This is a genomic window from uncultured Massilia sp., from assembly GCF_913773735.1.
Classification (GTDB): domain Bacteria; phylum Pseudomonadota; class Gammaproteobacteria; order Burkholderiales; family Burkholderiaceae_D; genus Telluria.
In genome coordinates, this window is the sequence record NZ_CAJYEB010000023.1 from 463,417 (window position 1) to 487,691 (window position 24,275).

Below are 24,275 nucleotides of genomic sequence, written 5' to 3' on the forward strand. Positions count from 1 at the left end.
CCCCGGCCTGCGCCGGGCGACGGGCAGCGCTCAACGCCCGACCGGCACCTCGTGGTCGCCCATGAGGATCTTGTCCGGCGTGATCGGCGTGCTGCGCAGGCGCTTGCCGGTCGCGTGGAAGATCGCGTTGGCGACCGCCGCCGACACGCCCACGATGCCGATCTCGCCCACGCCCTTGGCGCCCAGCTGCTTGCTGACGATGCGGTCTTCCTCGTCGGCGAAGATCACCTGGATGTCGTGGATGTCGGCGTTCGCCGCCACGTGGTACTCGGCGAAGTTGTGGTTCATGAAGCGGCCCAGCCGGTGGTCGGTGAAGGTTTCCTCGTGCAGCGCCTCGCTGATGCCCCAGACCACGGCGCCGCTGACCTGGCTCGCGGCCGTCTTGGCGCTGATGATGCGGCCGGCCGCCACCGCGCTGACCACGCGCGTCACGCGCACCATGCCCAGCAGCTCGTTGACGCGCACCTCGACGAACACGGCCGAGTGCACCGCGCGCGCGTACTTGCGCTGCTTGAGCAGCTGCGGGGTCATCAGGAATTTTTCCTCGACGCGCTCCTTGCCGGCCCGCGCCAGCAGGTCCGACAGGCCGATGCCCTGGTCGGGCAGGCCGCGCAGGTGGATGCGGCCGTCGTTGAACTCGACCTGGTTGATCTTCCTGCCCTTGAAGATGTCGGCCGCCTGCGATTGCGCCATCTTGAGCAGCGTGGCCTTGAGCTTGTCGCAGGCGCCGTGCACGCCGCCGCCGACCGTGGTCACGTGCGAGGAACCGCCCTCGATCGGCGCCAGCGGCAGCGTCGAGTCGCCCAGCTGGAACGTCACCCGTTCCATCGGCAGGCCGAGCTGCTCGGCCGCGATCATCGCCATCACGGTATAGGTGCCGGTGCCGATGTCGGTGGCGGCGCTCGACACCACCAGGCGCCCGTCCGCATGCAGCACGGCCGACGCGCGCGCCACCATCACCATCGCATCCCAGATGCCGGTCGCCATGCCCCAGCCGACCAGTTCGTCGCCGTCGCGCATCGAGCGCGGCGCGAGCGGCCGGTCCTTCCAGCCGAAGCGTTCCGACCCCTGCAGGTAGCACTGGCGCAGTTCCTTGCTGGAGAAGGGCTTGTCCTCCAGGTGGTTGTGCTCGGCGTAGTTCTTCAGGCGCAGCGCCAGCGGATCCATCTCCAGCGCGTACGCCAGTTCGTCCATCGCCACTTCCATCGCGTGCACGCCGTGCACCGCGCCGGGCGCGCGCATGTCGATCGGCGTGGCGCGGTCCTGCGCCACCAGCTGGTAGCCGAGGTGGATGTGCTCGCAGGCGTACAGCTGGCCCGACCAGTTCACCACGACCTCGACGTAGTCCTCCAGGCGCGAGGTCTCCTGCAGCGCCTCGTGCCAGATCGCGCGCAGCTTGCCGTCCCGGTCCGCCGCCAGCTTGACCTTGTGCCAGGTCTCGGGACGGTGGCCGAAGCTGAACATCTGCTGGCGCGTCAGCACCACGCGCACCGAGCGCTTCAGGTGCAGCGCGCCCATCACCGCCAGCGGCAGCTGGTACTGCGGGCGCAGGCCGGAACCGAAGGCGCCGCCCACGTAGGGGTTGCGCACCGTGACCTTGTCCTTGCCGAGGCCGAACACGTGCGACACGTACCAGCGGCTGTTCTGCGAGCTCTGGGTCTTGTCGTAGATCGTCAGGTGGCCGTCGGCGCCGCGCACCACGGTCGAGGCGAACATCTCCATCGGATTGTGGTGCTCGACGGCGTTGTAGTACTCGGCCTCGACGCGCACCGGCGCGTCGCGCCACTCGGCGTCGGCGTCGCCCTTCGAGCTGGGCGGCGTGAAGCCGGCCTTCATCGGGCGCGGCTTGTATGCCTTGTCCAGGCTGGCCAGCAGGTTGGTGTCGTGCTCGTCGATCTCGTAGGTGACCAGCACCAGCGCCGCGGCATGGCGCGCGGCCTCGAAGGTCTCGGCGACCACCAGCGCGACCGGCTGGCCGCTCCAGAAGATCTCGCCGGAGAACAGCGGCCGGAACGGCGAGCCGCCGGGCGCCGTCATGTCCTTGTAGGCCAGGTCGTTCGCGCGCATCCTGGGGCGGTTCTCGTGGGTCAGCACGTCCAGCACGCCCGGCACGGCCAGCGCCGCCGCCGTGTCGATGCGCTTGATGCGGCCCTTGGCCACGGTGCCGCTGACGACCACGCCATAGGCCAGGTCGGGCGCGGCGATCTCGGCCGCGTATTCGGCGGCGCCGGTGACCTTGGCGCGGCCGTCCACGCGCGAGACGGCCATGCCGGCGCGCACGCGGCCGGTGCCGGCGGGGGCCGTGGGCGTCTTCAGTTCGGGGATCAGGTCGGTCATCGTTGCACTCCCTTGGCATGGTCGGTGCCGCGCGTGGCGGTGGTCAGGGCCTGGACGATGGCGTTCTTCGCCAGCACCAGCTTGAAGTCGTTCTGGCCGTAGCCGCGCGCGCCCTGCAGGATGCGCTCGGCCGCCTGGGCGAAGGCCGCCGGGCCGGCCGGCTGGCCGACCAGCGCGCGCTCGGCTTCCTCCACGCGCCAGGGCTTGTGGGCCACGCCGCCCAGCGCGATGCGCGCGTCGCGGATGGTGTCGCCGTCGAGGTCGAGCGCCGCCGCCACCGACACCAGCGCGAAGGCGTACGACAGGCGGTCGCGCACCTTGATGTAGGCCGAGTGCGCGCGCAGTTGCGCCGCGTCCGGCAGCGTGATGTGGGTGATCAGCTCGCCCGGTTGCAGGTTGCTGTCGAGGTCGGGCCGGTCGCCCGGCAGGCGGTGGAAGTCGGCGAACGGGATCGCGCGCCCGCCGCCGGCGCTGCGCACGTGCACCGTGGCGTCGAGCGCGCGCAGCGCCACGCACATGTCGGACGGGTGCGTGGCGATGCATTGCTCGCTGGTGCCGAGGATCGCCAGCTGCCGGTTGATGCCGGCCTTGGCCGGGCAGCCGGTGCCGGGTTCGCGCTTGTTGCAGGGCGTGCCGACGTCGTAGAAGTAGACGCAGCGGGTGCGCTGCAGCAGGTTGCCGCCGTTGGTCGCCATGTTGCGCAGCTGCGGCGAGGCGCCGGCCAGGATCGCGGAGGACAGCAGCGGATAGCGCTCGCGCACCAGCGCGTGGTAGGCCGTGTCGGCATTGCGTGCCAGCGCGCCCAGGCGCAGGCCGCCCTCGTGCTCCTCGACGGCGTCGAAGCCCTGGGTGGCGATCGCATTGATGTCGACGACGCTGGCGGGCTGCATCGTGCCTTCCTTCATCAGGTCGAGCAGGTTGGTGCCGCCGGCGACCGGGCGCGCGCCCGCCTGCAGCGCGGCCAGCACGCCGTCGACGTCTTTGGGTTGGGTGTAGGCGAACGGGTTCATGTCAGCACCGCCCCGGTCGTGAAGCCTTCCTGCTCGTCGACCGCCTGGCCCGGCTGCGCCGGCGCGATGCCCAGTACCTCGCCGACGGCGCGCGCGATCTGCGGATAGGCGCCGCAGCGGCACAGGTTGCCGCTCATGAGTTCGCGCACGTCGTCGAAGCACCTGGCCTGGCCCTCGGCGATCAGGCCCTTGGCCGAACAGATCTGTCCCGGCGTGCAGTAGCCGCACTGGAAGGCGTCGTGCTCGATGAAGGCCTGCTGCAGCGGGTCCAGCGCGTCGCCCTGCGCCAGGCCTTCGATGGTGGTGACCTCGTGGCCGTCCTGCATGACGGCCAGCGTCAGGCAGGAATTGATGCGGCGGCCGTCCACCAGGACGGTACAGGCACCGCACTGGCCGTGGTCGCAGCCTTTCTTGGTGCCGGTCAGGCCGGCGCGTTCGCGCAGCAGGTCGAGCAGGGTGACCCAGGATTCGACGGCGAAATCCCGGTCCTGTCCGTTGATGCGCAACCGGATAGGGTGTTGCTGTTGAGCGTACATGGGCCTTCCTTTCTGTGGGAAGCCTCCACCTTACGTGCCTGCCCCCGCGCGATTCGGTTAAGCCACACACATACTGAAATGTTAAGTCCTTAACATTGTGGTCGTCATCCCACAACACGATTCTTTCGATAAAAAAGAGTGGATTCTCCCCAATTGTTTCGTTGTAAAATGTGTCAGAACTTTTGGTATTGCATAAATATTTTCCGATAGGCAACTACCATTTCGATGTGTTACTACGTGCTTGAGTTCGGTAGAATCGTGACATCCGCTCGCGCTCGCCGCCAAACACACGCAGCATTCCCTCCCGGCCCCAACCCAGCCGGTCGTTTTCTTCGCCGCCCGCGGCAAGGATCGTTCATGCTCAGTCAACAAGAACTCGCAGAAGAACAACGCATCAAGGCCCTGCACGCGCTGGGCCTCCTCGACACGCCGCAGGAAGAGCGTTTCGACCGTTTCACCCGCCTCGCCTCGGCCGCCTTCGGCGTGCCGATCGCGCTGGTGTCGCTCGTCGACAACGATCGCCAGTGGTTCAAGTCGCGCGTCGGCATGGACTTTTGCGAGACGCCGCGCCACGTCGCGATCTGCAGCCATGCCGTCGCCCTCGACGATATGTTGGTTGTAAGCGACACTTTGCTCGACGAACGCTTCAAGGATTTTCCCCTCGTGACCGGCGCGCCGGGCCTGCGTTTCTATGCCGGCCAGCCGCTGCACAGCCTGGACGGCCAGCCGGTCGGCACCCTGTGCGTGCTCGACACGCGCCCGCGCGACTTCGGCGTGGCCGAGCGCCGGATGCTGCGCGACCTGGCGCAGATGGTGCAGGATGAACTGAACCGCCGCGTGGTGGTCGCCGCCCGCGACGCCGCCCAGCGCGCGCTGCGCGAGATGAACGTCCAGCTGGAGAAGCGCGTGGCCGAGCGCACCTGCGAGCTGCACGCCAAGAACCAGGCGCTGGAACACGAGATGCGCCAGCGCCTCGATGCCGAGGCGGCGCTGCGCCAGAAGCAGGAATTGCTGGACGCCGTGCTGGAGTCGGTCGAAGTCGCCGTCGTCGCCTGCGACGGCCAGGGCAAGCTGACGCTGTTCAACCGCGCCGCGCGCGAGTTCCATGGCCTGGACGCCTGCGACGTCGCCAGCACCGACTGGCAGGCCCACTACGGCCTGTTCGGCGAGGATGGCATGACGCCGCTGCGCGAGGACGAGATCCCGCTGGTGCGCGCGCTGAACGGCGAACGCATCAGCGGCGCCGCCATGAGCGTGCGCATCGGCGACGCGCCGCCGCGCCACCTGCTGGCCAGCGGCCGCGCGCTGCAGGGGCCGCACGGCGAGCCGATGGGCGCCGTGGTGGCGATGCAGGACGTGACCGAGCTGGCGCTGTCGCGCGCGCGCCTGGTCGAGAGCGAGGAATGGCTGCGCACCATCGCCGACAACGTGCCGGCGCTGATCGCCTACGTCGACACCGGCATGCGCTACCGCTTCGCCAACCAGCGCTACCAGGAGTGGTTCGGCGTGCGCAGCGAGCACATGATCGGCAAGACCGTGCCGGAGGCGATGGGCGAAGCGTTCTACGAACCGCGCCGCGCCGCGCTGGCCCGTTCGCTGGCCGGCCACGGCTCGCACTTGGAGATCGAGGAACAGCGCCGCGGCCGCACCCGGGTGATCAGCTCGACCTACCTGCCGCACATCCGCGACGGCGCGGTGCAGGGCATCTACGTGCTGTCGACCGACGCCACCTCGGCGCGCGAATACGAGCGCCAGCTGCACGCGCTGGCGCATTCGGACCACCTGACCGGCCTGCCGAACCGGCGCAGCTACGAGGAGCGCCTGGCGCAGGCGATCGGCCGTTCGCGCCGCAGCGCCATGGCGCTGGCGCTGGCCTACCTCGACGTCGACAACTTCAAGCAGATCAACGACAGCCTGGGCCACGCGGTCGGCGACGCCGTGCTGCGCGAATTCGCCAAGCGCCTGTCCGCCACGGTGCGCAGCACCGACACGGTGGCGCGCCTGGCCGGCGACGAGTTCGTCGTGGTGCTGGAACAGGTCGGCTCGCCGCTGGAATGCCAGCGCATCGCCGACAAGCTGCTCGACGCGATCCGCATGCCCTTCGTCATCGACGGCCGCACGCTCGAGGTCACCAGCAGCATCGGCTTCGCCTGGTGCCCGCGTCCGGAACTGGCGGCGCTCACGCATGCGGCGGACGATGCGCTGTACCAGTCCAAGCGGGCCGGCAGGGACCAGTCGTCGGTAGTGGTGCTGGCGGGGTGCCCGGCCTGAGCGGCCCATCGGAACCGCCTCCCCGGCGCAGGCCGGGGCCCCAATTTCCTTCCCGAATCCGCATCAACGAAAAACCCGCGTCCTTGTCGAAGGGAAGCGGGTTTTTTCTCATGTGGCTCCTGCGCCGGAATTGGGCCCCGGCCTGCGCCGGGGCGACGATGGTCGTGGCGCGGCCGTGCCGGCCCCGCGTCGATCAGAACGTGCGCACCACCTGCAGCGTCACGCCATTCTTGCCGAGGAACTTGCCGTTGCGCGCCGACGTGTACGCCGCCTCCTGCGCATTGGTGGCGACGAACGCCAGCGTCGCCGTGACCGGGCCCCAGGCGCGGCTCACGCCGGCCTTCCAGTCGGTGTAGCTGGCGTTGGCCGAGTGCTGCACGTGCTGGCGGCCGGCGTGCAGCACGATCGTGAAGCCGTTGCCGGCGTCGAGGTTGGCGCCGACGTCGAGGTAGCTGCTGTAGCGGCTGTCGACGAAGCCGAACAGGTTGGTCAGCGCGTTCGAGTACTTCACGTAGTACGGACCCTGGCCGACCTGGGCGTAGACTTCGCCGGTGTTGCCGTTCACGAAGCCGGGCACGTCCTTCAAGCCGTTGCCCGGGTAGACGTAGCCCAGCACGCCGACGTCGTAGGCGAAGCCGGCGATCTCGCCGCGCTTGCCGGCATAGACGTCCATCTCGACGTGGCCGCCGCCGCCGGCGTCCTTCGCCCAGGTGATGGAGGACAGCCAGGTGCCGGCATACAGGCCGCTGTCCGCATCGACGTAGTCGACGCCGCCCTGCACGGCCGGGTGCAGGCGGGTCTGGGAGATGCCGCGGTAGCGGTAGTCGGTGATGGCGCCCAGGTTCCAGGTGAGCGGGGACGCGGGCGCGGGCGCGGCGTCCGGCGTCGCCGGCGGCATGGCCGGCGCCAGTGCGGCTTCCTGGGCGTGGACGGCGCCGATGGCGGCCAGGGAGAGGAGGGTGGCGATGAGGTTTTTCATGGTTTTCACTTTCTTCGGGATGAGTCGTGCCCTCGCCGGGCCTTGCGGCGCGGCGCAGCGGGTCTTCGCTGGTTGGAATGGGATCTAGAGCGGCACGGCGAGGCGGTAGCCCACGCCGGTCTCCGTGATCAGGTATTGCGGCTGGGCGGGATCGTCCTCCAGCTTGCGCCGCAGGTGCCCCATGTAGATGCGCAGGTAGTGCGCGTTGTTGATCGAGTGCTGGCCCCACACTTCGCGCAGCAGCTGCGGGTTGCTGACCACGCGCCCGGCGTTCTTCGCCAGCGCGGCCAGCAGCCGGTACTCGGTGGGCGCCAGGCGCACGCCGCGGCCTTCGCGCGTCACGGCGTGCGCCTGCAGGTCGATGGCGACCTGGCCGAAGCGCACGATGCCGGACTGGCCATCGCCGGACCCGCCATGGCCCTGGCGCTGGCGCCGCAGCGCCGAGCGCACGCGCGCCATCAGCTCGGCCGTGCCGAACGGCTTGGTGAGGTAGTCGTCGGCGCCGGCGTCGAGCGCGCGCACCTTTTCCGATTCCAGCGTGCGCGCCGACAGCACGATGACGAAGGCGCGCGACCACTGGCGCAGGTCGGCCAGGAAGGCGACGCCGTCGCCGTCGGGCAGGCCCAGGTCGAGCACGACCAGGTCGGGCTGGCGGGTGCCGGCGGCGATCAGGCCCTGGCGGCAGCCGGACGCCTCGAACACGACCCAGCCCTCGTCCTCGAGCGCGGCGCGCACGAAGCGGCGGATCTGCGGTTCGTCCTCGACCAGCAGCGCGGTCGGCTTGTCATTCATGGTGGTCCTCCAGCGTGTCTTCCAGTTCCGGCACGGCCGGCGGTTCGCCCCGTTTCAGGGCGATGACGATGCGCGCGCCGCCGCCCGGCGCCTGCTCGGCGCGGATGGTCCCGCCGTGCGCCTCGACGATCGCGCGGCAGATCGCCAGGCCCAGGCCCACGCCCGGCGTGTTCGATTCCTTCTCGCCGCGCGTGAACTTCTCGAAGATGGCTTCCTCGCGCCCCGGGGGCAGGCCGGGGCCGTCGTCGGTCACGCGCAGCTCGATCCAGTCGCCGCGCAGGCGCGCGTCGACCTTCACCGTCGAGCCGCGCGGCGTGTACTTGGCGGCGTTTTCCAGCACGTTGCACAGCACGCGTTCCAGCAGCGGCGCGTCGAACTCGACCAGCGGCAGGTCGGCCGGCAGCCGGGTCTCGACGTGGTGCGCGGCCAGCACGTCGCGGCTGATGCGCAGCGCGCTGCCCACCACTTCCTCGATCGACTGCCAGTCCAGGTGCAGGTGGATGCCGCCGCTCTGGATGCGCGCCATGTCGAGCAGGTTGGCGACCAGGGTGCTCATGCGCAGCGCCTCGCTCTTGAGCGTTTCGGCCAGGCCCAGCTGCAGCGCCGACAGCGGCGGCGCGGACGCCGCCAGCGATTCCGACACGCCCACCAGCAGCGTGAGCGGGGTGCGCAGGTCGTGGCCCAGCGCGGCCAGCAGGGAGTTGCGCAGGCGCTCCGATTCCATGTCCACCAGCGCGCCCTGGGCGACCTCGATGTAGTGCACGCGCTCCAGCGCGATGGCCGTCACGGTGGCGAACGTGTCCAGCTGCTGGCGCTGTTCCGGCGCCAGGATGCGGTCCGGCTGTTCCGGCGCCAGGGCCAGCACGCCGCGCGTGCGCATCGGCGCCACCAGCGGCAGGTAGAACAGCGGGCTGGCCGGCAGCGTGTCGGTGCCCATGCCGGCCGGCTGCGCGTGGTCGAACGCCCACTGCGCGGTGCCCGGCTCGACCGGCAGCGCGGCGCCGTCCGGCACGAGCAGCTTGCCGTCGTCGTCCGGCAGCAGCAGCACGGCGCGGGCGCGGAAGGCGCGCGCCACGAATTCGCGCGCGGCGTCGAGGATCTGGTCGGACTGCAGCGCGCCCGACAGCGTCGACGAGAATTCGTACAGCGCGCGCCAGCGGTTCTCGCGCTGCTGCGCCACGCGCACCTGGAAGCGCAGCAGGGCGGTCAGCTGGCCGGTGCTCAAGCCCACCGCCAGCATCGTGCCGAACGTCACCAGGTACTGGAAGTCCGAGATGGCGAACGACAGCCGCGGCGGCACGAAGAAGAAGTCGAGCACGGCGACGCTCACGCAGGTGGCCAGCACCGACGGGCCGCGCCCGAGCAGGTAGCCGACCAGCACCACCACCAGCACGAACAGCATCGCGATGTTGGGCAGGTCGAGCCACGGCGACAGGCTCCACGCCAGCGCGCCCGCGGCCAGGCTGGCGCCGGCGCCGGCCAGGTAGCGGTTCGGATGCAGGCCGCGCACGGCCTCCACGGAGCGCTCGCGGCGCCTGCGCGCCAGCAGCGCCCCGGTCTCCTTCGGCGGCGTCGCCACCTCGACCAGGTCGATGTCGGGGGCGTGGCGCGACAGGCGGCGCGCCAGCGGCGCGCGCCAGGGCAGGGCGCGGCCGTGCGGGCGGCCCAGCACCAGCTTGGACAGGTTGTGGCTCTCGGCGTACTCGGCCAGCGCCTGCGCGACGTCGCTGCCGGGCAGCACGGCGGTGACGGCGCCCAGCTTCTCGGCCAGGCGCAGGTCGTCCAGCACGTGCTCGCGCTGCACTTCCGGCAGGCGCTGCAGGGCCGGGGTCTCGACGAACACGGCGTGCCAGCGCGTGCCCAGCTGGCCGGCCAGGCGCGCGCAGGCGCGCACCACCTGCTCGCCGCTGTCCGGGCCCACGCAGGCCAGCAGCACGGCGCCGGTCTTCCAGATCGCGTCGATCGACTTCTCGACGCGGTAGGCGCGCACGTCGCCCTCGATGCGGTCGGCGGTGCGGCGCAGCGCCAGTTCGCGCAGCGCGATCAGGTTCCCCTTGCGGAAGAAATTCCCGGCCGCGCGCTCGGCCTGGGCGCGCTGGTAGACGCGCCCGGTGCGCAGGCGCTCGAGCAGCTCGTCGGCCGGCACGTCGACCATCACCACCTCGTCGGCGCGGTCGAACACGGTGTCGGGCACGGTCTCCGCGACGCGGATGCCGGTGATGCCGCCGACCACGTCGTTCAGGCTTTCCAGGTGCTGCACGTTGACGGTCGTGTGCACGTCGATGCCGGCGTCGAGCAGTTCCTCGACGTCCTGCCAGCGCTTGCGGTGGCGCGAGCCGGGCACGTTCGAGTGCGCCAGCTCGTCCACCAGCACCAGGGCGGCGCCGGACGCCAGCGCCGCGTCGATGTCGAATTCCGGCAGCGTCCTGCCGCGGTACTCGACCTGCCGGGCCGGCAGCAGCGGCAGGCCCTCGAGCAGGCGCGCCGTCTCGCTCCGGCCGTGCGTCTCGACCACGCCGACCAGCACCGACCCGCCCTCCGCGTGCAGGGCGCGCGCGGCGCCCAGCATCGCGTAGGTCTTGCCGGCGCCGGCCGAGGCGCCGAAGTAGATGCGCAGCCTGCCGCGCGCCGCGCGCCGCTCTTCCTCGCGCACCTGGGCCAGCAGCGCGTCCGGGTCGGGCCTGCGTTCGTCGTTCGTCTTCGCCATCGTCGTCTGTTCGTACTGGTGCCTGTAAAGCGCTTATTTTGCCGGGGCGACCTGGTCCAGGTCCAGGTTCAGCGCCAGCACGTTCACGCGTTCCTCGCCGAGGAAGCCGGCGAGCGGGTGCTCGGTGTGCTTGTGCACCAGCTCCTCGACGCGCGCGCGGTCGATGCCGCGCGCCTTCGCCACGCGGCCGGCCTGGTACAGCGCGGCGGCCGGGCTGATGTGCGGGTCCAGGCCGCTGGCCGACGCCGTGACCAGGTCGACCGGGACCGGCGACCCGTTGTCCGGATCGGCGGCGCGCAGGGCATCGATGCGCCCCTTCACGGCGTCCAGCAGGGCCGGGTTCAGCGGGCCCTGGTTGGAGCCCGACGAGCCGGCGGCGTTGTCCGGCATCGGGCCGGTCGCGGACGGGCGGCCCCACACGTACTGCGGCGACGTGAAGGCCTGGCCGATCAGGCGCGAGCCGCGCACCTTGCCGTCCTGGATCACGAGGCTGCCGGCGGCCTGGTCGCGGAAGGCGATGCGGGTCACGCCCGTCACCAGGGCCGGATAGGCCGCGCCGGTCAGCACGGTCAGCAGCACCAGGATCGTGGCGGCGGGGCGGAATTGCGACGTCATGCTCATGAGGTTCTCCTTCGGTTCAAGCCAGATGCAGGGCGGCCAGGATCATGTCGATCAGTTTAATGCCGATGAACGGCAGGACGATGCCGCCCAGTCCATAGACCAGCAGGTTGCGGCGCAGCAGCGCGGCGGCGCCGATCGCGCGGTACTTGACGCCTTTCAGCGCCAGCGGGATCAGCACGACGATGATCAGCGCGTTGAAGATCACGGCCGACAGGATCGCCGAGCTCGGGCTGGCCAGCTGCATCACGTCCAGGCTCTTCAGCTGCGGATAGGTGGCGACGAAGGCGGCCGGGATGATCGCGAAATACTTGGCGATGTCGTTGGCGATCGAGAACGTGGTCAGCGAGCCGCGCGTCATCAGCATCTGCTTGCCGATCTCGACGATCTCCAGCAGCTTGGTCGGGTTCGAGTCCAGGTCGACCATGTTGCCCGCTTCCTTCGCGGCCTGGGTGCCGGTGTTCATGGCCACCGCCACGTCGGCCTGGGCCAGCGCCGGGGCGTCGTTGGTGCCGTCGCCGGTCATCGCGACCAGGCGGCCTTCCGACTGGTACTTGCGGATCAGCGCCAGCTTGTCTTCCGGCGTCGCCTCGGCCAGGAAGTCGTCGACGCCGGCCTCGGCGGCGATGGCGGCGGCCGTCAGGCGGTTGTCGCCGGTGATCATCACGGTCTTGATGCCCATGCGGCGCAGTTCGGCGAAGCGCTCCTTGATGCCGCCCTTGACGATGTCCTTCAGTTCGACCACGCCCATCACGCGGCCGCCGTCGACCACGACCAGCGGCGTGCTGCCGCGGCGCGACACGTCGTCCACCGCCGCCGACACGGCCTGCGGGTAGGCGTTGCCCAGGCCCAGCACGTACTTGCGCATCGTGTCGGCCGCGCCCTTGCGTACCGGGCGGTCCTCGAGGTCGACGCCGCTCATGCGGGTCTGCGCGGTGAACGGGACGAATTCCGCCTTCAGCTCCGCCATCTCGCGGGCGCGGACGTTGAACTTCTGCTTGGCCAGCACGACGATGCTGCGGCCTTCCGGCGTCTCGTCGGCGAGCGAAGCCAGTTGCGCGGCCTCGGCCAGTTCGCGCTCGGTCACGCCCGGGGCCGGGATGAACGTCGCCGCCTGGCGGTTGCCCAGGGTGATGGTGCCGGTCTTGTCGAGCAGCAGGACGTCGACGTCGCCGGCCGCTTCCACGGCGCGGCCCGAGGTCGCGATCACGTTCGACTGCATCATGCGGCTCATGCCGGCCACGCCGATGGCCGACAGCAGGCCGCCGATGGTGGTCGGGATCAGGCAGACCAGCAGCGCCACCAGCACGGTGATCGTGACCGGCGCGCTGGCCAGGCCGGCGGCCGTGGCGGTGGCGACGGAGTACAGCGAGAACGGCAGCAGCGTGGCGGTGACGACCAGGAACACGATGGTCAGGGCCACCAGCAGGATCGTCAGCGCGATCTCGTTCGGGGTCTTCTGGCGGCGCGCGCCCTCGACCATGGCGATCATGCGGTCGATGAACGCTTCGCCCGGGTTCACGGCGATGCGCACCACCAGCCAGTCGGACAGCACGCGGGTGCCGCCGGTGACGGCGGAAAAGTCGCCGCCCGATTCGCGGATCACCGGCGCGGATTCGCCGGTGATCGCCGATTCGTCGACCGAGGCCACGCCCTGCACGACTTCGGCGTCGGCCGGGATGATGTCGCCGGCCTCGACCAGCACGAACATGCCCTTGCGCAGGTCGGTGGCGGGGCAGGGCAGCCACTGGGTGCCGTACTGCGGCGTGGACAGCTTCTTGGCCATCACGGTCTGCTTGAGGGCGCGCAGCGAGGCCGCCTGGGCCTTGCTGCGGCCCTCGGCCAGGCTTTCCGCGAAGTTCGCGAACAGCACCGTGAACCACAGCCACAGGGTGATGGCGAAAATGAAGCCGGCGGGGGCTTCGCCATGGCCGCGCAGCGCGTCGAGCCACAGCAGCGTCGTGATGATCGAGCCGATGTAGACGACGAACATCACCGGGCTGCGCCATTGCTGGCGCGGGTCGAGCTTGCGGAAGGCGTCGATCGTGGCCGGACCGACCAGCTTCGGATCGAACAGGGTTACGTTGGGGTGTGCCATATCATTTCACCGAGAAGAGTTGCAGGTGTTCCGCGACCGGGCCGAGCGCCAGCGCCGGCACGTAGTTCAGCACGCCGACCAGCAGCACGGCGCCGATCAGGAGGGTCACGAACAGCGGGCCGTGCGTCGGCATCGTGCCGGACGTCGTGGCCAGGCGCGGCTTGGCGGCCAGCGAACCGGCCAGCGCCAGCACCGGCACGATCATCGCGAAGCGGCCCAGCCAGATCGCCACCCCCAGCAGGCCGTTCCAGAACGGCGTGTTGGCCGAGAGACCCGCGAACGCGCTGCCGTTGTTGTTGGCGGCCGAGGTCACGGCGTACAGCATTTCCGAGAAGCCGTGCGCGCCCGGGTTGGCGATGCCGGCCGGGCCGGCGTCGGCGCTCACCGCCAGCGCGGTGCCGGCCAGCACGACGATCGGCGTGACGAGGATGGCGATCGACACCATCTTCATGTCGTAGCTCTGGATCTTCTTGCCCAGGTATTCCGGGGTGCGGCCGATCATCAGGCCGGCGATGAACACGCCCAGGATCGCGAACACCAGCATGCCGTACAGGCCCGAGCCGACGCCGCCGAACACGACCTCGCCGAACATCATCAGGGCCATCGGCACCAGCCCGCCCAGCGGCATCAAGGAGTCGTGCATGGTGTTGACGGCGCCGCACGACGCGGCCGTGGTCACGGCGGCGAACAGGCTCGACGCGGCGATGCCGAAGCGGGTTTCCTTGCCTTCCATGTTGCCGCCGGCCTGCAGGTGGCTCGCGGCCTGGTCCACGCCCAGCGCCTGCAGGCCCGGATGCGCCTGGGTCTCGGCCCACATCGCGACCAGCGTCATGGCGACGAACAGGATCGCCATCGCCGAGAACACGGCCCAGCCCTGGCGCTTGTCGCCGACCATGCGGCCGAACGCGAAGCACAGCGCGGCCGGGATCAGGAAGATCGCGACCATCTGCGCGAAGTTGGTCAGCGCCGTCGGGTTCTCGTACGGGTGCGCCGAGTTGGCGTTGAAGAAGCCGCCGCCGTTGGTGCCGATCATCTTGATCGCTTCCTGCGAGGCGACCGGGCCCATGGCGATGGTCTGGGTGGTGGCGGTCAGGGACTCGGTGACCGGGTTGCCGGCCGCGTCCTTCAGCGGCTGGCCGTCGGCGCCGAGCTTCGGCTGGGTGTACGCGACCGGGTCGACCAGCGTGGCCTCCTGGTACGGCGCGAAGTTCTGGATCACGCCCTGGCCGGCCAGGAACAGGGCCAGCACCACGGACAGCGGCAGCAGCACGTAGACGGTCGAGCGCACCAGGTCGGCCCAGAAGTTGCCGACCGAGGTCGACGAGCGCGCGGCCAGGCCGCGGATCAGCGCGAACACGACGGCGATGCCGGTGGCGGCCGACAGGAAGTTCTGGCTGGCGAGCGCGACCATCTGGCTGAAGTAGCTCATGGTCTGCTCGCCGCTGTAGCCCTGCCAGTTGGTGTTGCCGACGAAGCTCAGCGCGGTGTTGAAGGCCGAGTCGGGCGACACGGCGCCCAGTTGTTGCGGGTTGAACGGCAGGAAGGCCTGCAGGCGCTGGACGGCGTAGACGAGCAGGGCGCCCATGCCGCTGAACAGCAGCAGGCCCAGCGCATACGTCTTCCAGCCCATGCCCTGGTCCGGCTTGATGCCGGCGACGCGGTAGCACAGGCGTTCGAGCGGCGCCAGCCAGTTCAGCCCGGGCACGGGCTTGCCTTCGGCGACGGCGGCCAGCACGCGGCCGAGCGGCCATGCCAGCAAGGTCACGACGGCCAGGAAGACCGCCAGCAGCAGGAGTGCATCGGTAGGCATGGTCACAGGTTCTCCGCGTTCAGCAAGGCGACGACGAGGTAGACCAGCACGGCCGCGGCCGCGAGGCCCACGCCCCAGTAGATTGCATTCACGATTTGCCCCCCAGCTTGTCGCAGGCGTGGGCCAGGCCGCAGGTCAGTACGGTGAGAAACACCGTGGCGGCGATGTACAGGATGTCCATCTTTCCCCTTCAGGATGGTTGTTGACGACCATGCCAGCTTAGGGACGGGGCGCGAAACGCGGCGTAAAGAGTTGCTGCCCAGGTATATATGCCGTGTAAACGGCGTGATGCGGCGACCCGTGACTTTCAGTTGTTTGGTGGCAACGATGTTTTGTGGAAATTAAAAGTGTTTCATGGAAATTCAAGCGACAAGGGCCGTGCGATATGGACGAAGCGGCGCGCCCTCGCTAATCTGCACGATGACCACACCACGATCCGCCATGCCCGACACCGACATCCAGCCCCGGCTTTCCGCCCTGAAGCAGCAGCGCCGCCCGGTGGTGGCGCTGGCGATCGGCTTGCTCGCCTGTTTCTGCCTGCTGGTGGTCGGCGTGCAGGTGTGGAGCGTGCTGCACGCGCGCGACGTGGCGCTGCGCGACAGCGTGTCCGACACCGGCAACATGGCGCGCGCGCTGGCGTCGCATGCCCAGGCCTCGATCAAGCTGGGCGACGCCGCCCTGTCCGAACTGGTCGAGCGCATCGGGCGCGACGGGCTGTCCGGGCCGGCGGCGGCGCGCCTGCGCGCGCGCATGATGACGCTGACGCACGACGTCGACGAACTGCACGGCCTGTTCGTCTACGCGGCGGACGGCGCCTGGCTGGTGTCCTCGCTGCCCACGCCGGTGCAGGGCAATAATTTCGACCGCGAATATTTCCAGTACCACCTGACGCACCCGGGCAAAGGCATGCACATCGGCAAGCCGGTACGCAGCCGCTCGACCGGCGTCTGGATCCTGCCGCTGTCGCGCCGCCTCGACCATCCGGACGGCAGCTTCGCCGGCGTGGCGCTGGCCACGCTCAACCTGGGCTGGTTCGGCAGGTTCTACGACAGCTTCGACGTCGGCAGGAGCGGCACCATCCTGATGATGCTGGACGACGGCACGCTGCTCTACCGCCGGCCGTTCCGCGACGAACAGATCGGCAGCGACGTGCGCAGCGGCCCGATCTGGCAGTTGTACAAGCACAGCGGACCGGTGGGCACGGCGATCCTGACGCCGAAGCTCGACAACATCGAACGCCTGTACAGCTACCGCCACCTGGACGGCTATCCGGTGCTGGTGGCCAGCGCCCAGTCCACCGACGAGGTGCTTGCCGAGTGGCGCGCGCTGGCCGTCAAGATGAGCTTGCTGCTCGGCGCATCGGTGGTGCTGCTGGCCTGGGGCGGCGTGGTGATGGTGCGCCAGATCCGTATCCGCGAGCAGCTCGAGGCCGAACTGCGCCGTTCCGGCAATGCCCTCAAGCGCCACAACCGCTCGCTCAAGGCGCTGGCCGACAGCGACGGCCTGACCGGCATGCCGAACCGCCGCCTGTTCGAGGAAACGCTGGAGCGCGAGTACGACCGCGCGCGCCGCAACGACACGCCGTTCGCCGTGATCATGGCCGACGTCGACCACTTCAAGAAGTACAACGACCGCTACGGCCACGTGGCCGGCGACGACTGCCTGCGCCGCGTCGCCGGCGCCGTGGCCGAGGGCGCGCGCCGTCCCACCGACCTGGCGGCGCGCTACGGCGGCGAGGAATTCGCGGTGGTGCTGCCGGATACCGACCTCGGCGGCGCGCTGGCCGTCGCCGAGAAGATCCGCGCCGCGGTCGGGGCGCTGCAACTGGCGCATGCGGACAACCCGCCGGGCTACGTCACCCTCAGCCTGGGCGTGTACAGCGCCCGTCCCGCCCTCGACAAGGGCGACGACGCGATGGCCTGGGTCGAGGCCGCCGACGCGCTGCTGTACGACGCCAAGGCGAACGGCCGCAACCGCGTGGCCGCGCGCGACGGCCAGGCCGTCAGCGCCTGAGCGGTCCCGTCACGGGTGCAGCGACAGGCGCTTGACGGCCTTGTCGACGGCCTTCCTGGGGCCGCGCAGCGCCAGGCCGACCAGGTCCAGGTTGGCGGGATCCTCGTGCAGGAAGGCCTGGCGGTTGGCCTCGTCGTGGCCGGTCGCGAACATCGCATGGACGAAGGGCACCAGCGCGACCTGCCGCTCCAGTCCGGTGCGGTGCGCCGCCTGGAGTCCCGCGAGGTCCGCTTCGAACACCAGCATCGGCTGGCCGGCCATGCGGCCGTAGCGGTGGCCGTTCGCATCGACATAGGGCTGGCCGAGGATGGCGGGCGCTTCGGCGGCGATGCCGGTGGCCAGGAAGGCCACCACGTTCATGCGCTGCCAGCCGGCCAGGTCGTTGCGGACGATGAGAGCGACTTTGGTATCGAACATTGAACACTCCTTGGATGCAAAGCCGGAATGATCCCGGCTGCGGGTGCGTTCAGTCTGTAAGATTCGTGCACTGGCGCCGGTAGGCGGCCGGGGTCAGGCGGTAGGCGCGGCGGAACCACAGGCCCAGGTGGCTCTGGTCGGCGAATCCCACCGCCGCGGCGGCATCGGCCGGGCTGTCCCCGCGCGCCAGCAGGGCGCGCGCGGTGCGCAGGCGCAGCCTGACGAGGTAGGCGTGCGGCGACTGGCCGAACTGGCGCTGGAACTGCCGGGCCAGGCGGAAGCGGTCGATGCCGGCGTGGCGCGCCACCTCGTCCAGGCCGACGTCGTCGCCCATGCGCGCGTGCAGGAAGTCCCTGGCGCGCGCCATCTCCGCCGGCGCGCCGTTTCCGGCCACGCGCGCGTCCGCGCGCACCTGTCCTGCCAGGCGCCGCACCAGCACGTCGAGCGCCTGGTCGCGCGCCAGCCGGCCTTCGCCGCGGTGGAGGGCGAGGAAGGCCCGTTCGATGGCGGCGCCGAGCGGCCTGTCGTCCGCCAGCGTGCTGCGGAAGGCGGCGCCGAGCGCGGACAGGCCGCCCGCGCCGAGTCGCGCCGCCATGTCGGCCGCCCATGCCTGCGGCAGGTAGAGCATGGCGTAGGTGAAGCCGCCGGCCTCGGGCGCGTGGCCGTCGTGGACGGCGCCCGGTTCGATCAGGATGACGCGTCCGGGCGTGCTGGTGTGCAGCGATCGGTGGCAACGGAAGCGTTGCACGCCCTGCTGGGTGACCCCGACGAGGATCTCGTCGTGGTCGTGCGGATCGTAGGCGTGTCCCTCGAAGTGCGCGTGCACGCTTTCGATGCCGGTGTCGCGGTCGCGCCGGATGCCGACCCAGTCCGCGCCGCCCTGCGCGCGCCGGTTGGCGCCGGCGGCACCCGGGCGCGCGCTGTCGGTGCGGGCGTCAGGCATGCCGTGTCCTCCGATGGAATGATGATGGTCCGCCGATTCTATCCGGTCCGCGCGGTGCTTACATGCCGTTACAAATATAGCTTGCAATTGAATAGCGCGCGATTTAATATGCGGTCCATGGACACCAAGCACACATCGACCCCGCAGCAGGACAGCCAGCCCCGGACCCCGGTCCTGGACGACCTGCTGTGTTTCAGCCTGTATGCCACGGGCCTGGCGATGAACAAGGTGTATCGCAAGCTCCTGCGCAAGCTGGACCTGACCTATCCGCAGTACCTCGTGCTGATGGTGCTGTGGGAACGCGACGAACTGACCGTGTCCGAGATCGGCGCGCGGCTGTTCCTGGATTCGGCCACGCTGACGCCGCTGCTCAAGCGCCTGGAAGCCGCCGGCCTCGTGAGCCGGACCCGCTCCGCCGCGGACGAGCGCCAGGTGCTGGTCGCATTGACCGACGCCGGCCGCGCCATGCAGGCGCAGGCGGGCGCGATCTTCGAACAGGTGTCGTGCGCCACGGCCTGCGCACCGGAAGAGCTGGGCGCCATCAAGCGGCAACTGGACGTCCTGCGGGCCAGGCTGGCGGACAGCGCGTGAGGCGGCATCGGCGCCGGCAAGCCGCAGGATATAAGTAGTGCGCTATTTAATAGCGTTTATAGGAAAAGAGGCGAGCATGCACACTACCGTACGACCAGATACATAGCGCGCTACAAAATAGCGAATGAAGTAAAACCATCACCCTTGAAGCGTCATCGCGCATCGAACCACACCAAAGAAAGGAAACACCATGAACACCGTGGCCAAGATCCTGTCCGCCTCCCTGTTCGTCATCGGCGCCCAGTCGGCCCTCGCCGCCCCGGTCGCCGAGCACAACACCCAGGCCTTCCTGAATGCGCTGAACGGCGGCGGCGGCAAGCCAATGGAGCAGATGACCCCGCAGGAAGCGCGCCAGGTGCTGGTCGGCGCCCAGAAATCGGTACAGGTCGACCTGTCCGGCGTGGACGTCAGCAACCGCACGATCACCCAGGACGGCCAGAAGGTCGACCTGACCGTCGTGCGCCCCCACGGCGCCAAGGGCGCAACCCCGGTCTTCATGTTCTTCCACGGCGGCGGCTGGGTGCTGGGCGACTACCCGACGCATGCCCGCCTGGTGCGCGACCTGGTGACCTATTCCGGCGCCACCGCCGTGTTCGTGAACTACACGCCGTCGCCGGAAGCGAAGTATGGCGTGGCGATCGAGCAGGCCTATGCCGCCACCAAGTGGGTCGCCGCCAACGGCAAGGACATCGATGTCGACGGCAGCCGCCTGGCCGTGGCCGGCAATAGCGTCGGCGGCAACATGGCGGCCGTGGTCAGCCTGATGGCGAAGGACAGGGGCCAGCCGACGATCCGCTACCAGGTGCTGCTGTGGCCGGTGACCGACCATCATTTCGAGACCGGTTCGTACAACCAGTTCGCCGACAAGCACTTCCTCACGAAGAACATGATGAAGTGGTTCTGGGATAACTACACGACCGATGCCGCCAAGCGCAACGAGATCTACGCCTCGCCGCTGCGCGCCACGACCGCCCAGCTGAAGGGGCTGCCGCCGGCCCTGGTGCAGACCGCCGAGCTGGACGTGCTGCGCGACGAAGGCGAAGCCTATGCGCAGAAGCTGGACGCGGCCGGCGTCGCCGTCACCGCCACCCGCTACAACGGCATGATCCACGACTACGGCCTGCTGAACCCGCTGGCCAGGGTGCCGGAAGTGCAGTCGGCCCTGCTGCAGGCCGGCACCGAGCTGAAAGTGCACCTGAAGTAAGCCGGGACGGGCCGCCCGCCGCGGTCCGGAAGTCCGCGCGGCCGGCGCAGTCCGGTCGGCCACGACGCCGGATGGTCCCGCTTGCCAGGCTGGGGATGAAATCGTGAACAAGCCCTGTTATCGTGGCGGGAAACGACGGGGAGGGAACATGAAGGCAGTGCAGTGCGCCGCGATCGCGGCATCGTTCGTCACGTGCGGGGCGCTGGCGCAGGCGCTGGAAGACCAGGTGGTCGTGGCGCCGCCGGCGGCTGTACAGGCGCGCGGTCCGGCAACAGCGGCGCCGGCGCCGGCGGCGGCATCGCCACTGTTGCCGCGGGCCGAAGCCGGCCTGTCGGCGACGCCTTCGCTATCCGCGCCGTTCGCCCGCCTGCAGCCGCAGCCGGCGTGGCACGCGTACTTGCGCGACGCGTCGGCGCCCGACCGGATGCCGCGCGACCCGTCCGCCTTCGGCCGCTGGGTCACCGATGCCAGGCTGCTCGCCGGCATCGAGCTGACGCCCTACCTCGCCCTGGAAGGCGGCTACGTCAACCTGGTCGACCGCGGCACGTATTTCGCCGACTACGGGCGGATCGACGAGGCTGCCGGCGCGATGGGCGTGAAGGGGGCGAATACCCATGCCGCCGTCAAGCTCCAGGTGCCGGTGGGCGAGCGCTTCGAGGCCTACGGCAAGCTCGGCATGGCCTACAGCGAATTCAACCACCGCGACGCCAAGGGCAGGTCGGTGCAGGAAACCGATGCCGGCCCCTACGTCGGCGCGGGCGCGCGCTACCGGATCAACGGCAAGGCGTCGGTGAGCGCGGGCTACGAGCAGTACGGCGACACGGCGAACAAATGGGGCACCGGCAACAACAATGGCCTCAAGGCGAAGCTGAACGTCGGTTTCTGATCAGTGCGTGGCGCTGTTCGAGAACAGGTTGATGACCAGGACGCCGGCAATGATCAGGCCCATGCCGGCGATGGCCGGGAAATCGAGGCGCTGCTTGAACACGATCCAGGCGATCAACGACACCAGCACGATGCCGCAGCCCGACCAGATCGCATAGGCGATGCCGGTCGGGATGGTGCGCAACGCCAGCGACATCAGGTAGAACGACCCGGCGTACGCGCACACGGTGCCGAGCGAAGGCCAAAGCTTGCTGAATTCCTGCGAGGCCTTGAGCAGCGTGGTGCCGATCACTTCGAGCACGATGGCTGCGCCCAGGTAGACATACATCATTCGACTGTTCCTTGTATCGAGGTGCGCACGGGGTGTGCACGGGGTACGCACGGCACGCGGCGCCGTCGGCTGTGCGCGGCAGGCGCAGGCACGCCATCCGCACCAGCCCGTACCGACGAAAAAAAGGCGGGACCGAAGTCCCGCCAAGAAGGGTACAGCAGACTGTGGAAACTCAGAAGCGGTAGTTGATCGACGCTTCCCACGCGCGTCCGAAGATCGGCCGCGCATTGATCGGGCCGGTGCTGGCGCCGACCAGGCGCGAGTTGCCTTCGGTGAGGCCCAGCTCGTTGGTCACGTTGGTGCCGGTCACGCGCAGTTCCAGGTGCTCGGACAGCTCCAGCAGCGCGCCGACGTCGAGCATGTCGTACTTCGGCAGGTACTGGGTGTTGGCCTGGTCGGCCCAGCGCGCGCCGATGTGCGAGTAGGTGCCGTACAGCTTGAGCGCGTAGTCGCCCATCGGGATGCGGTAGCTCGGCGAGAAGCGGTACTGGAACTTCGGCTGGCGCTGCACCTGCTTGCCGGCGATCGCCGGGTTGTCCTTGTAGGTGGAGTCCTGCCAGTTGCCGGTCAGCTGCAGCTGCAGGTTGCGCACCGGACGCAGCGCCAGTTCGAATTCCACGCCCTTGCCCTCGGAGCCGCTGACCGAGTACAGGATGTCGGTGGTGGTGATCTGCTGGAACGAGATGCCGGTGAAGTCGGTCCAGAACGCGTTCACGTAGGCGCTGTACAGCGGCGTCGCCGTCTTGAAGCCGACTTCGTACTGCGTGACCTTCGGGTTCGGGATGCGGTTGCGGTCGTCCACCACCGCCTGCGTGCCGGCGTTGCGCAGGTCGTCGAAGTAGATGAAGGTGTGGCCCTGGTTGGCGCGCACGAACACGCTGGAGTTCTTCGTCAGCTTGTACAGGCCGCCGGCGGTGAACGAATTCGCGGAATCGCTGCGCGACAGGCGCGTGAAGGTCCCGTTCGGCATCGAGGTGCCGTTGTTGTAGACGGTCAGCGGGTTGTTGTCGGTGTCCATGCTGGTCAGGTTCGACACCGAACCGGAAATGCGCTGCTTTTCGCGGCGCATGCCGGCGTCGACCTTGAAGCGGTCGTCGATGCGCCATTCGTCGGCGATGAACAGGGCCTTGTTGTCGCCGTCGTAGGAGGCGATGGGCGCGTAGTTGACGTTGCCGTCGGTGCCCTTGTTCGACACGATCACGCCGTTGTTCAGGGCGACGTCGATCAGGCGCGCGTTGGGCGTGGCCGTCATCAGGTGGCTGTTGCCGAGGAACCAGGTGTCGCGCGACGCATAGTCGGCGTAGTAGGCGCCGACCGTCAGCGTATTGTCCCGGCCGATCTCGCGGCTGACGCGGAATTCGTCGGTGAACGAACGCAGCTTTTTCTCGACCGCCCACAGGCCGGCCTGCACCACCTGCTGGCCGGGGGCGACCGCGCCGCCGCCGTTGGTGTAGGTGAGCGTGCCGCCGGTGGCGGGGCGGCCGGCGGCGGCCAGCGCGGCGGCGTTGCCGTTGGCCGAACCGATCGCCTGCGCCAGGTAGTCGGCCGCCGACAGCGGGTTGTTACCGGTGAACATGGCGATCGTATTCAGGTCGCCCTTGAAGTAGTTCGCCTTGTTCGACACGTCCCAGCCGCCCAGCTTCTGCTGGTAGTCGGCGCCGAACAGCGTCGACTGCAGGCCGCGGCCGTCGGCCAGGTCGTAGTTCAGCGTGCGGCCCGGGCCCGCCTCGACGGTGAAGTTGCGCATCTCATTGCTCATCAGGGTGCCGGTGAGCGGATCGAACCCGGGGAAGGACGAGATGCTGCGGCCCTCGTTGGCCGAGATCAGCGGCACGCCCGTGTAGAACGCGTTCTTGTCGTCGGTGTGGCGCGCATAGAAGGTCACTTCGCCGCCGTCGAGCTTGCGCGTGAGCGAGCCGGACAGCTGGCCGCCGTCGTCGGCCGGGAAGCCGGCGTCGCGCACGCCGTCGGTCTTGCGGTAGAAGCCGCCGACCATGCCGTACCAGTTGTCGGCGATCTTGCCGGAAAACACGCCGTCGACGCGGCGCAGGTTGCCGGTGCCCGTCGTGAGGCGGATGTTCCCCTCGGTCTCGTCGCCGCCCTTCTTCATGATGAAGTTCATCGTGGCGCCCGGCTGGCCCACCGAATAGATCGTGCTCGGGCCGCCGCGCAGCACTTCCACGCGCTCGATGGTGTCGTCCAGGCGGAACGCCGAGGAGCCTTCGAAGAACGACAGCACCGGCACTGGATAGATCGGGTTGCCGTTCATCTGCACCGAGACGAACGGGGAGTCGCTGCCCGACGGGAAGCCGCGCACCTCGATGTTGGCGCCGGACTGGCCGCCGGTCGCCTCGGCGTACACGCCCGGCACGATCTTCAGCACGTCCGCCGTGCTGCTGGGCGCGGCCATCTTGAGCTGTTCCTCGCTGGCGGTGGTGATCGAGAAGCTGGTGTCGATCTTGCGGGTGCCGCTGGCCGAGGCCGTGCCGGTCACGACGACCTGCTGGATTTCCTTCTGGACGTCGCCGGATGGCGCCGGAGCAGGGGAGGTTTCCTGGGCGGCGGCCTGGGCATGGGCCACGAGGGCGGCGACGGCGAGCGCGACGGCCGACAGTTGCGGGAACTGGAGTGCTGTTTTCATCGTTGTCTCTCTTATGAGGATGGGGAATCCATTCGTCGGGGCGTCTCCTCCCCGGTGGCTCGACCGCTGCTTTGTATGTCAGTCAAGCAAGT

Annotated in this window: 19 protein-coding genes; 5 read left to right on the forward strand and 14 right to left on the reverse strand. The window is 69.4% G+C overall.

Features of this window, described 5'->3' with window-relative positions; all coding sequences use genetic code 11:
* Positions 1-30 precede the first annotated feature (30 nt).
* Genes QZ749_RS11730 through QZ749_RS11740 form a run of 3 tightly spaced genes read right to left on the reverse strand, consistent with a single transcriptional unit; the run spans position 31 to position 3,883 of the window.
* Positions 31-2,337, reverse strand: a complete 2,307-nt coding sequence (locus tag QZ749_RS11730) for a xanthine dehydrogenase family protein molybdopterin-binding subunit (protein ID WP_296946850.1) — start codon at positions 2,335-2,337, stop codon at positions 31-33.
* Positions 2,334-3,347, reverse strand: coding sequence for a xanthine dehydrogenase family protein subunit M (locus QZ749_RS11735; RefSeq protein WP_296946852.1), 1,014 nt, complete (start codon positions 3,345-3,347; stop codon positions 2,334-2,336). The genes QZ749_RS11730 and QZ749_RS11735 overlap by 4 nt, the downstream gene beginning before the upstream one ends.
* Entirely contained in the window at positions 3,344-3,883 is a 540-nt protein-coding gene (locus tag QZ749_RS11740; RefSeq protein ID WP_296946853.1) for a (2Fe-2S)-binding protein, read from the reverse strand. Before QZ749_RS11740 ends, QZ749_RS11735 begins: the two co-directional genes overlap by 4 nt.
* Positions 3,884-4,240: 357 nt before the next feature.
* Here QZ749_RS11740 and QZ749_RS11745 point away from each other — a divergent pair, with 357 nt between their 5' ends.
* A complete protein-coding gene (locus tag QZ749_RS11745; RefSeq protein WP_296946855.1) occupies positions 4,241-6,154 on the forward strand; it encodes a diguanylate cyclase domain-containing protein in 1,914 nt (637 codons plus the stop codon).
* A gap of 193 nt (positions 6,155-6,347) precedes the next feature.
* Here QZ749_RS11745 and QZ749_RS11750 read toward each other — a convergent pair whose 3' ends face one another.
* The 7 genes from QZ749_RS11750 to QZ749_RS11780 form a co-directional block, all read right to left on the reverse strand.
* Complete coding sequence (locus QZ749_RS11750; RefSeq protein ID WP_296946858.1) at positions 6,348-7,133, reverse strand: TorF family putative porin; 786 nt, start codon at positions 7,131-7,133, stop codon at positions 6,348-6,350.
* 84 nt (positions 7,134-7,217) lie between these two features.
* Positions 7,218-7,925, reverse strand: a complete 708-nt coding sequence (locus tag QZ749_RS11755) for a response regulator (RefSeq protein ID WP_296946861.1) — start codon at positions 7,923-7,925, stop codon at positions 7,218-7,220.
* Positions 7,918-10,632 carry an ATP-binding protein gene (locus tag QZ749_RS11760; RefSeq protein WP_296946863.1) on the reverse strand — a complete coding sequence of 905 codons (2,715 nt, stop codon included), beginning with the start codon at positions 10,630-10,632 and terminating at the stop codon, positions 7,918-7,920. Before QZ749_RS11760 ends, QZ749_RS11755 begins: the two co-directional genes overlap by 8 nt.
* A 33-nt stretch (positions 10,633-10,665) precedes the next feature.
* Positions 10,666-11,247 carry a potassium-transporting ATPase subunit KdpC gene (gene kdpC, locus QZ749_RS11765; protein ID WP_296947163.1) on the reverse strand — a complete coding sequence of 194 codons (582 nt, stop codon included), beginning with the start codon at positions 11,245-11,247 and terminating at the stop codon, positions 10,666-10,668.
* Positions 11,248-11,269: 22 nt separating this feature from the next.
* Complete coding sequence (kdpB, locus tag QZ749_RS11770; protein WP_296946865.1) at positions 11,270-13,348, reverse strand: potassium-transporting ATPase subunit KdpB; 2,079 nt, start codon at positions 13,346-13,348, stop codon at positions 11,270-11,272.
* A gap of 1 nt (position 13,349) precedes the next feature.
* Positions 13,350-15,158, reverse strand: a complete 1,809-nt coding sequence (gene kdpA, locus QZ749_RS11775) for a potassium-transporting ATPase subunit KdpA (RefSeq protein ID WP_296946867.1) — start codon at positions 15,156-15,158, stop codon at positions 13,350-13,352.
* A gap of 2 nt (positions 15,159-15,160) precedes the next feature.
* On the reverse strand, positions 15,161-15,250 hold the full coding sequence (locus tag QZ749_RS11780; RefSeq protein ID WP_296946868.1) for a potassium-transporting ATPase subunit F: 90 nt from the start codon (positions 15,248-15,250) through the stop codon (positions 15,161-15,163).
* Between the two features lie 349 nt (positions 15,251-15,599).
* Between QZ749_RS11780 and QZ749_RS11785 the strand changes: the two genes are divergently transcribed.
* Positions 15,600-17,171, forward strand: coding sequence for a GGDEF domain-containing protein (locus QZ749_RS11785; RefSeq protein WP_296946870.1), 1,572 nt, complete (start codon positions 15,600-15,602; stop codon positions 17,169-17,171).
* 9 nt (positions 17,172-17,180) lie between these two features.
* On the opposite strand, the gene QZ749_RS11790 is transcribed toward QZ749_RS11785, so the two are convergent.
* Together QZ749_RS11790 and QZ749_RS11795 are read right to left on the reverse strand one after the other, a co-directional pair.
* Positions 17,181-17,588: a DUF2000 domain-containing protein gene (locus tag QZ749_RS11790; protein WP_296946873.1), complete on the reverse strand. Its 408-nt coding sequence runs from the start codon at positions 17,586-17,588 to the stop codon at positions 17,181-17,183.
* Positions 17,589-17,637: 49 nt separating this feature from the next.
* A complete protein-coding gene (locus QZ749_RS11795) occupies positions 17,638-18,531 on the reverse strand; it encodes an AraC family transcriptional regulator (RefSeq protein WP_296946874.1) in 894 nt (297 codons plus the stop codon).
* A gap of 117 nt (positions 18,532-18,648) precedes the next feature.
* Here QZ749_RS11795 and QZ749_RS11800 point away from each other — a divergent pair, with 117 nt between their 5' ends.
* The 3 genes from QZ749_RS11800 to QZ749_RS11810 all read left to right on the forward strand — a co-directional run bounded on the left by QZ749_RS11800 (position 18,649) and on the right by QZ749_RS11810 (position 21,212).
* On the forward strand, positions 18,649-19,122 hold the full coding sequence (locus QZ749_RS11800; RefSeq protein WP_296946876.1) for a MarR family winged helix-turn-helix transcriptional regulator: 474 nt from the start codon (positions 18,649-18,651) through the stop codon (positions 19,120-19,122).
* A gap of 190 nt (positions 19,123-19,312) precedes the next feature.
* Positions 19,313-20,326: an alpha/beta hydrolase gene (locus QZ749_RS11805; protein ID WP_296946879.1), complete on the forward strand. Its 1,014-nt coding sequence runs from the start codon at positions 19,313-19,315 to the stop codon at positions 20,324-20,326.
* 148 nt (positions 20,327-20,474) lie between these two features.
* On the forward strand, positions 20,475-21,212 hold the full coding sequence (locus QZ749_RS11810; RefSeq protein ID WP_296946883.1) for a porin family protein: 738 nt from the start codon (positions 20,475-20,477) through the stop codon (positions 21,210-21,212).
* Here QZ749_RS11810 and QZ749_RS11815 read toward each other — a convergent pair whose 3' ends face one another.
* A complete protein-coding gene (locus QZ749_RS11815) occupies positions 21,213-21,542 on the reverse strand; it encodes an SMR family transporter (RefSeq protein WP_296946885.1) in 330 nt (109 codons plus the stop codon).
* Between the two features lie 172 nt (positions 21,543-21,714).
* Positions 21,715-24,183 (reverse strand): TonB-dependent receptor, encoded by a 2,469-nt coding sequence (locus QZ749_RS11820; protein ID WP_296946887.1) that lies wholly within the window; start codon positions 24,181-24,183, stop codon positions 21,715-21,717.
* Positions 24,184-24,275: the final 92 nt, after the last annotated feature.